Annotated in this window: 8 protein-coding genes; 4 read left to right on the top strand and 4 right to left on the bottom strand. The window is 67.8% G+C overall.

Going from position 1 to position 8,285, the window contains the following annotated elements:
• Nucleotides 1–137 precede the first annotated feature (137 nt).
• On the bottom strand, nucleotides 138–3,572 hold the full coding sequence (locus tag WBA11_RS19155; protein ID WP_424522227.1) for a methylmalonyl-CoA mutase family protein: 3,435 nt from the start codon (nucleotides 3,570–3,572) through the stop codon (nucleotides 138–140).
• 184 nt (nucleotides 3,573–3,756) lie between these two features.
• On the opposite strand from WBA11_RS19155, the gene WBA11_RS19150 reads away from it, so the two are divergent.
• Both WBA11_RS19150 and WBA11_RS19145 read left to right on the top strand, forming a co-directional pair.
• Entirely contained in the window at nucleotides 3,757–4,425 is a 669-nt protein-coding gene (locus WBA11_RS19150; RefSeq protein WP_424522226.1) for a peroxiredoxin-like family protein, read from the top strand.
• Nucleotides 4,426–4,454: 29 nt separating this feature from the next.
• Nucleotides 4,455–5,315, top strand: a complete 861-nt coding sequence (locus tag WBA11_RS19145) for a hypothetical protein (RefSeq protein ID WP_424522225.1) — start codon at nucleotides 4,455–4,457, stop codon at nucleotides 5,313–5,315.
• 21 nt (nucleotides 5,316–5,336) lie between these two features.
• On the opposite strand, the gene WBA11_RS19140 is transcribed toward WBA11_RS19145, so the two are convergent.
• The 3 genes from WBA11_RS19140 to WBA11_RS19130 all read right to left on the bottom strand — a co-directional run bounded on the left by WBA11_RS19140 (nucleotide 5,337) and on the right by WBA11_RS19130 (nucleotide 7,228).
• Nucleotides 5,337–5,834, bottom strand: a complete 498-nt coding sequence (locus WBA11_RS19140) for a hypothetical protein (RefSeq protein ID WP_424522224.1) — start codon at nucleotides 5,832–5,834, stop codon at nucleotides 5,337–5,339.
• Between the two features lie 114 nt (nucleotides 5,835–5,948).
• The gene (locus tag WBA11_RS19135) at nucleotides 5,949–6,590 is read right to left on the bottom strand and encodes a nitroreductase family protein (RefSeq protein WP_424522223.1); all 642 of its coding nucleotides are present in this window, start codon (nucleotides 6,588–6,590) and stop codon (nucleotides 5,949–5,951) included.
• 80 nt (nucleotides 6,591–6,670) lie between these two features.
• Nucleotides 6,671–7,228 (bottom strand): SRPBCC family protein, encoded by a 558-nt coding sequence (locus tag WBA11_RS19130; protein ID WP_424522222.1) that lies wholly within the window; start codon nucleotides 7,226–7,228, stop codon nucleotides 6,671–6,673.
• A gap of 77 nt (nucleotides 7,229–7,305) precedes the next feature.
• On the opposite strand from WBA11_RS19130, the gene WBA11_RS19125 reads away from it, so the two are divergent.
• The gene (locus WBA11_RS19125; protein ID WP_424522221.1) at nucleotides 7,306–7,563 is read left to right on the top strand and encodes a DUF2164 domain-containing protein; all 258 of its coding nucleotides are present in this window, start codon (nucleotides 7,306–7,308) and stop codon (nucleotides 7,561–7,563) included.
• A 69-nt stretch (nucleotides 7,564–7,632) separates the two neighbouring features.
• Nucleotides 7,633–8,285, top strand: a 653-nt coding sequence (locus WBA11_RS19120; protein ID WP_424522220.1) for a hypothetical protein, incomplete at its 3' end; no start/stop codon positions are given.

The raw sequence follows: 8,285 nt of genomic DNA, 5'->3' as shown, positions 1-8,285 counted from the left end.
GGCGGGGACCCATGCGGTGTGGCGTGCAACCTCAAGGCCGACCAGAGACCGGAAACCCCTCACCCCGTCCCTCTCCCACAGGAGATGGGACTTTGCAAGCGGCCTCGAGGTCGCCAGGTTCGACCTCGAGGTCGCAGCTACATGTTGCGGCGGTACTGGCCGCCGACCTCGAAGAGCGCGCCCGTGATCTGACCGAGCGACGCCACACGGACGGTCTCCATCAATTCGGCGAACACGTTGCCGCCGTCGCGTGCGACCTGCTGCAACCGCAGGAGCGCGTCGCCGGCCTCCCCGTCGTGCCGAGTGTGGAAGGTGGCGAGCGCGTCGAGCTGCTGCTGCTTTTCGGTCTCCGTCCCGCGCATCAACTCGACCTCGAGGGCCGCCTCAGAGTCCTCGGGCGGCAGGAACGTGTTGACGCCGACGACGGGCAGTTCACCCGAGTGTTTGCGGTGCTCGTAGAGCATCGACTCCTGCTGGATCTTGCCGCGCTGGTACATGCTCTCCATCGCGCCGAGCACGCCACCGCGGTCAGAGATCCGCTCGAACTCGAGCAGGACGGCTTCTTCGACCAGGTCGGTCAGCTCGTCGATGATGTAGGCGCCCTGGATCGGGTTCTCGTTCTGGGCCAGACCGAGCTCGCGGTTGATGATGAGCTGGATCGCCATCGCCCTACGGACGCTTTCTTCAGTTGGCGTGGTAATCGCCTCGTCATAGGCGTTGGTGTGCAACGAGTTGCAGTTGTCGTAGATCGCAAGGAGGGCTTGAAGCGTCGTCCGGATGTCGTTGAACTGGATCTCTTGGGCGTGCAACGACCGGCCCGACGTCTGGACGTGGTACTTCAGCTTCTGCGACCGTTCCGAAGCCCCGTACATCTCGCGCATCGCGATCGACCAGATGCGCCGGGCGACGCGCCCGATGACGGCGTACTCGGCGTCCATCCCGTTCGAGAAGAAGAACGACAGGCTCCGCGCGAAGTCGTCGATCTCCATCCCGCGCGCGCGGTAGGCCTCGACGTAGGTGAACCCGTTGGACAGCGTGAACGCGAGCTGCGAGATCGGGTTGGCGCCGGCTTCGGCGATGTGGTAGCCCGAGATCGAGACCGAGTAGAAGTTGCGGACGCCGTCCTCGATGAACTGCTCCTGCATGTCGGCCATGCAGCGGAGCGAGAACTCGGTCGAGAAGATGCAGGTGTTCTGGGCCTGGTCTTCTTTGAGGATATCGGCTTGGACCGTGCCGCGGACCGACTGCAGCGCACGGGCGCGGATCTCCTGGTACTCGGCGTCCTCGAGGACGCCCCACCCAGCCAACTCGCGGCCGGACGTGCCGAGCAGACCCAAGCCGAAGCCGTCGTGGCCTTCGGGCAGGCCGTCGTCGTTGTACGGCGTGTAGGTCGGACGGCCGTCGCCAAGCTCGTCCTCGATGCGTTGGTGAGCAGCGTCCCACCGGTCCTCGTCCTTCAGGAACCGCTCGACCTGCTGGTCGATGGCGGTGTTGAAGAACATGGCCAGGATCGAGGGCGCCGGGCCGTTGATCGTCATGGATACCGACGTCGTCGGCGCGCACAGGTCGAAGCCCGAGTAGAGCTTCTTCATGTCGTCGAGCGTCGCGATGGACACACCGCTCGTGCCGACCTTGCCGTAGATGTCGGGTCGTGGGTCGGGGTCGCGGCCGTACAACGTGACGCTGTCGAAGGCCGTGCTGAGACGTTTGGCGGGTAGCCCCAAGCTCACCAAGTGGAACCGCTTGTTGGTCCGCTCCGGCGTGCCCTCGCCGGCGAACATCCGGGTCGGGTCCTCCCCTTCTCGCTTGAGCGGGAAGACGCCGGCCGTGAAGGGGAAATGTCCGGGGAGGTTCTCCAAGAGGGCGTAGCGAATCCTCTCGCCGGCGTCCTTTGTCCGTGGCAGGGCGACACGCGGCACCTTCGTCCCGCTCAGCGTCTCTCGCGTGAGGGGCTGGCGGATGTCCTTGCCACGGACGGTGTAGACCAACTCGTCGCTGCGGTAGGCGTCCTCGAGGGCGTCCCAGTTCTCCAGGATCGACCTCGATTTCGGGTCGAGCCGCTCCCACCAGTGCGACGCCATCTCGTCCAGACGCTCCTCGAGGACGGCGCGGTCGTCCGGGTCCCAGTCCTCGACCTGCGCCTTCGCGCCGACGGCCTGTCCCCACTTGCGCGCCGTCTCGACCTGACCCTCGGCCCAAGCGCGGTACGTCCTCGAGGTCTCCGCGATCTCGGCGAGGTAGCGCGTCCTCGAGGGCGGGATGACGGCGAGTTCGGTCGGGTCGAGCGGCGGGAGCGTCTCGGCGTCGAACAGGTTCGAGGTCCGGTCGAAGCCGTGCTCTCCGAGCGCGTCGAGCAGGCCGAGGTAAAGGCGTGACACGCCGGGGTCGTTGAACTGCGCGGCCATCGTCGGGAAGACGGGCATCGCGTCCGGGCTGGCGGAAAAGTCGCCGCGGTTGCGCTGAACCTGTTTTTTGACGTCGCGCAGGGCGTCCTCGGCGCCGCGCTTCTCGAACTTGTTGAGCGCCACCAGATCGGCCACGTCCAGCATCCCGATCTTCTCGAGCTGCGTCGGCGCGCCGAACTCGGAGGTCATGACGTAGAGCGAGACGTCGACCAGCTCCGAGACCTCGGTGTCGCTCTGGCCGATCCCCGCCGTCTCCAAGATGACCAGGTCGAACCCGGCCGCGCGCACGACCTCGATGCCGTCGCGCAGCGCCTGCGACGTGGCCCGGTGCGCCTGGCGCGTCGCGAACGAGCGCATGTAGACACGGTCCGAGTGCTCGCCGTAGAGCGCGTTCATGCGGATCCGGTCGCCCAAGAGCGCTCCACCCGTCCGTCTCCGCGTCGGGTCCACAGACAGGACGGCGACCTCGAGGTCGGGGAAGTCGTTCAAGAAGCGGCGAACGAGTTCGTCCGTCAGCGTGGACTTGCCAGCGCCGCCGGTGCCGGTGATACCGACGACGGGCGTGGCCCGGTCCGTCTTCGAGGACGAGGGCGAGAGCGACGGGGCGCCGTCCCCGCTCGGGGTCGCGGCTCGCTGCTCGACCGCCGTCAGTGCTCGCGCGACGGTCTGGACGTCGGAGGCCGTCGCCACTTCGACCTCAGTGCCGTCGGTCCCCCACCCGTCGCCCGAGACCTCGAGCGGGTCGAAGTCACACGCCCGGACCATCGACTCGATCATGCCCTCAAGCCCCATCCGCATCCCGTCCCCAGGCGAGAAGATCTTGGTGACGCCGTAGGCCTCGAGGTCGGCGATCTCGTCCGCGACGATCACGCCGCCGCCGCCGCCGAACACCTTGACGTGGCTCGCGCCGCGCTCTCTGAGCAGGTCCACCATGTACGTGAAGTACTCGACGTGGCCGCCCTGGTAGCTCGAGATCGCGATGCCCTGCGCGTCCTCCTCGATGGCCGTCCGCACGACGTCGTCCACGGAGCGGTCGTGGCCCAGGTGGATCACCTCGACGCCCTGGGCCTGCAGGATCCGCCGCATGATGTTGATGGCGGCGTCGTGGCCGTCGAACAGGCTGGCGGCCGTGACGAAGCGGACGGGGTTCTCAGGAACGTAGGGCATCGTGGAAGGGCTTCCGAAGGACAGACACTAAGGTACTGGGTCAACCTCTGCGCTTCGGTGAGGTTGCGATTGCGACCGCTGCGGCCTCGAGGACGGACCCGGGCCCAACCTCGGTACTCCGACCTCGAGGACGGCACGTAAACCCGAGCGATCTTGTCGCGTCGGCCCCCTCCCCGCCACCGCTATGCGCTCGCTTCTCCTCCTCGCCGTCTCCTTCGCCGTCGTCGGCTGCTCCGACCCTTCCACCGAGGGCGACCTCGAGGCCGAGACAACGGACGTCGCGCCCGACCTCGAGGCCGACATGACGGCCGAGATGGCCCAAGCGAGCGCCCTCGCGGTTGGGGACCGCGCACCAGACTTTACGCTTCCGGACGCGAACGGCGGCACGGTCCGGCTAAGCGAGATGCTGGTCGACGGGCCGGTCGTGCTCACGTTCTACCGCGGCGCGTGGTGCCCGTACTGCGACACGCAGCTCCGCGACTACCAGCAGTCGCTCTCGGACCTCGAGAGCGCCGGCGCCAGTCTGATCGCGGTCTCGCCCCAGACGCCCGACAGCTCGCTGACGTCGGTCGAGAAGAACGAGCTCGCGTTCCCCGTCTTGTCCGACGACGGCTTGGAGGTCTCGCGGGAGTATGGGCTCGTCTTCCGCGTGGACGAGGAGACGCGCGACCGCTACCGCCTGGGCGGCGTCGACCTGGCGCGGTACAACGGGACCGACGAGTGGGAGCTCCCTGTCCCGGCGACCTACGTGATCGACCAGTCCGGCACGGTCCGAGCCGCTTTCGTCGAGGCCGACTACACCCAGCGCGCGTCTACGCGCGACGTCCTCGAGGCGCTTCGCGACCTTGCTTAGCCGACACCTTCGAGGACGGCTCCCGCTTCTTGACTCTCCCCGACATGCGCTTCCTCGCCCTGACGCTCCTCGTTGCTGTCACCGGATGCGGACCCGACATGGCGATGCCCAGCGACGGCGAAATCTCGACCCGCGTCGAGGACGCCACGCAGAGGCTCGAGGGCTCGGACGCTGGTCAGATCGTCCTCGAGGTCATCGAGGCACACGGCGGCCTCGACGCCTGGTACGCGAACGGGCCGCTCGGGTACCGCTACACGTACACGCGGCTCGACAGCACGGGCGCTCCGGCCGGCTCGGCCATCGACACGCGTCAACTCGTCGATCCGTGGGCCTCGAGAGCGGTCCACACGATGGCCGCCGACACGTCGGTCTCGTTCGGCTGGACCGGCACCGACGCCTGGGTCCGGCCCGCCGACGCGGAGCTTCCAACGGACGCCCGGTTCTGGTCGCTCACGCCGTATTACTTCGTCTCGATCCCGTTCGTCTTCGCCGACCCCGGCGTCGTCCTCGAGGCCGCGCCCGCCGACTCGGTCGAGGGGCGGCCCGTCGACGTCGTCCGCGTCACGTTCGAGCCCGGCACCGGCGACGCGCCGGACGACTACTACGACTTGCTCGTCAACGCCGACACGCGCCGCGTCGAGGGCGTCCGCTACGTCGTGTCCTACGCGCCGTTCAACCCCGACGGCGGCCACACGCCGGAGACCCTGATGATCTACGACGGCGACCAGACCGTCGGCGGCATCACGATGCAACAAGGCTTCCGCTCGTTCGACTCCGCCACCGGAACTCCCAAAGCGCGAGGCACACTCGCCGACCTCGAGGCCGCGCCGGACACGCCGTCGAACGCGTTCGAAATGCCCAGCGGCGGCGAGGTCGTGAGCAGCTTGTAGGTCCTTCCGTCGAGGACGCGATTAGAGTCGCTGCTCGGCGCTCGACGCTCGGCGGACGGTCCCGCCGACGACCATGCCGGCAGCGACCAGCACGATGTTCTTGACGATGTACTGGCCCTCGAGGGTGAGTGCGAACACGTCGAGCGGGGACTGGAACGGCCAGTTCGTGAAGCACACCTCGGGCAGAACGACGAACGGGAGGAACGTCCCCGGCATCTGAAGCACGAGCAGCAGCAACGCGATCCGTGCGGTCGGGCGGAACAGCAGGAGCGCGCCGATCAGGACCTCCCACACCGCGAGCACCGGCACGAACAGGTCCGGGTCGACGAACGGGACGACGTCGCGGACCAGGGCCTCGGCGGGGCTCAGCCCGGGGACCAGCTTGAGCGCGCCGAACCACACGAACACGACGCCGATCGCGTAGCGCAGCATCCGGACCCCGTTGCGGCGTAGCCAGCGCGCGAGCCGGTCGTCGATGCGGTCGAGAAATGGAGACGGGAGGCGTACGAGGTCGTCCATGACGCAGAAGGGGCGGGAGTCACGTACAACGCCCTCGGGCCAAATCCGCCTCTAACGGACCGTGAAGAGGCGTCGGACGCTCGGAGAACACGCCTTCGAGGTCGTCCAGACGCCCTACCTCACGCGCCTGGCCCACGCCGCCGACGGTGACCGACGGGGATGGTGCTTGCCGGTCGTGACCGTCGCGCCCTCGAGGTCGGACGGAAAGAGGAACACGGCGCCGAGCAAGATCTCGTCGTCTCCGGCGCCCGCGGCCTGGAGCCCCACGTCGCTCGCGAGCCATCCCCCGCTCGACCAGTAGGTCTCGATCTCTCGTGCCGTCGCGGCGAGGAGCAGGTTCTGGATCATCGCGCCGGTCGCGGCGATGTGCTCCATGTTGACCAGCGAGCCTTGGTAGCGAACCTTCGGCCCCTGCCGCATCGGCCCCTCCGGCAGCCACGTCACCAAGACCATCGCCGAGGCGGCGGCCAGCATTCCCGGAATCTTCCCTCCAACGCCAGCCTCGAGGGCGATGGCTCGGAGACGCCGGCACGCGTCCGCGTCAAGGACGTGGCACCGCCAGGGCTCGACGGCCTCGGCCTGGCGCGCGGTGGGCGCCATGTGGTGGAACGGCGCGAACCCGGCCGTCGCGACCAGGTCATCGACGACGGCGCTCGGGAGGGAGTCGTCCTGGGGCGCGTCGGTCTCGGTCGTGACCTTGGAGGTCCGTCGCCCGCGAATCACGAGGTCGACGGCGTCAGCGGATGAGAGTGCCATAGCGTGTGCGTTGCCTCGCTTCGTTCGATGCGCCCTCGAGGACGAACCTTGAGAGCGGCTCTGCAGCGTAGAGTCTTGGATCAACCGGCGCCCTCGAGGCCGATCGCCTCGTCGTCGGGGCCGGGCTCGGGGTGCGTGGCGGCGAGCAGCGCGGTCAGGCGGCGGTACGTCGCGGCATAGCCCTTTGTGAGCGCGCCACGGGCCTCGCGGAAGGACCGGCGCTCACTCGAGGTCGCGTCGACGGGGGCCGCACGGAGCGACACGACCGTCGCGTGGTCCCCGTCGGCCTCGAGGGAGAGCGTCGTGCGAACGGTCATTGGCCACGTCGGGTGGCCAGGATGACGGACGGTCTTGCCTTTCGTGTTGACGAACGCCTCGTCGAAGGCGATGCGCGCCGGCTCCTCGAGGTCGACGTAGTCGAACCGGCCGGTCATGAGAGGCCCGGCCGGGCCGTCCATCTTGTAGAGCATGTGGCCGTCGAGCTCGATCTCGTGATCGAGGACGGTGGTCTTGACGCCCTCCGGCCCCCACCACAACCCAAACAGGTCGGTGTCGGTGTGGGCTTGGTACACGGCTTCGCGGGGAGCGGGTATCCGGGTGGCGAAGAAAAACGTGTCGCGGCCGTCTTCGTCGGACATGGATAAGTCGTCGTGAGGGGGAAGTCCGAACCCCTATCGCGGAGTGAGGTTCGGACGTTGTCACACTCCTCATCGTCATGGCCATTGAGATTCGAAAGCAAGCGCGCACCGACCTGATCGCGTCGATTCAGGACTACCTCGGCGAGCACTTCGAGATCGAGGCCGGCGTGATCGCGGCCGAGGCGTTCCTGGACTACGCGCTCGAGGAGATCGGCCCGGCGGTGTACAACAAGGCCGTCCGAGACGCCCAGAGTCGGATGTCGACGGTCGTCTCGGACCTCGACCTCGATCTGCGGGTCGAGGAGTTGGGCTACTCGCTGCGGCGGAGCCGGTAGCCGTCCTCGAGGGCGGACCAGATGGCGCCGCTGGCGCCCTGTAGCTTCTCACGCCCCTCCCTCGTCCCCGTGCCCGAGCGCTCCGCCCGCCGCCGCGCCCTCGACTTCTCGCTCCAGCTCTTGGTCGTCGTGCTCGGCGTCACGATCTCGCTCGCCCTCGATGAGTGGCGGACCAGCCGTGCCGAGGACCGCGCGGCCGTGGACCTCACCGACCGGCTGGTGGCCGACCTCGAGGCCGATCTCGAGGAGCTCGACCGCGGCCGTGCGCGTATAGACCGGATGGCGATGGCCTATCAAGCGCTGTTGGACGCCGGCGACCTCCCGGACGACTCGACCGACGTCTACCTCGACCTGGCCGTGAGCTACATGCTCTTCCTGTCCCACGACGAGGCGTATGAGGGAATGCGCCAGACGGGCACCTCAAGCCTACTCAACGCCGACTGGCGCGCCGATCTAATCCGACTCCACACCCGTGTCTATGGCCGTGCCCGTGAGTGGGACGATATCAGCCGCCAGTTCGTCTTGGACCGGATGATCCCGTACATCGAGGCGAACGGACCCGAGCTTGAAGGCACCACTGTGAACGGCGGGGTCTGGGCTGGCTCGTCGGCGTTCCGCGCCCTCGAGGACGACGTCCACTTCCGCAACCTGCTGCGCACGAACCTGCTATTCAAACAAACCCAAAGCACGGTCTACGGGCTTACGCGCGACCAGATCGAGGA

The sequence above is a fragment of the Rubrivirga sp. genome (assembly GCF_049648075.1).
Taxonomy (GTDB): domain Bacteria; phylum Bacteroidota; class Rhodothermia; order Rhodothermales; family Rubricoccaceae; genus Rubrivirga.
Note: the sequence above shows the minus strand (reverse complement) of the source record. Positions and strands in the feature narration are given on the sequence as shown.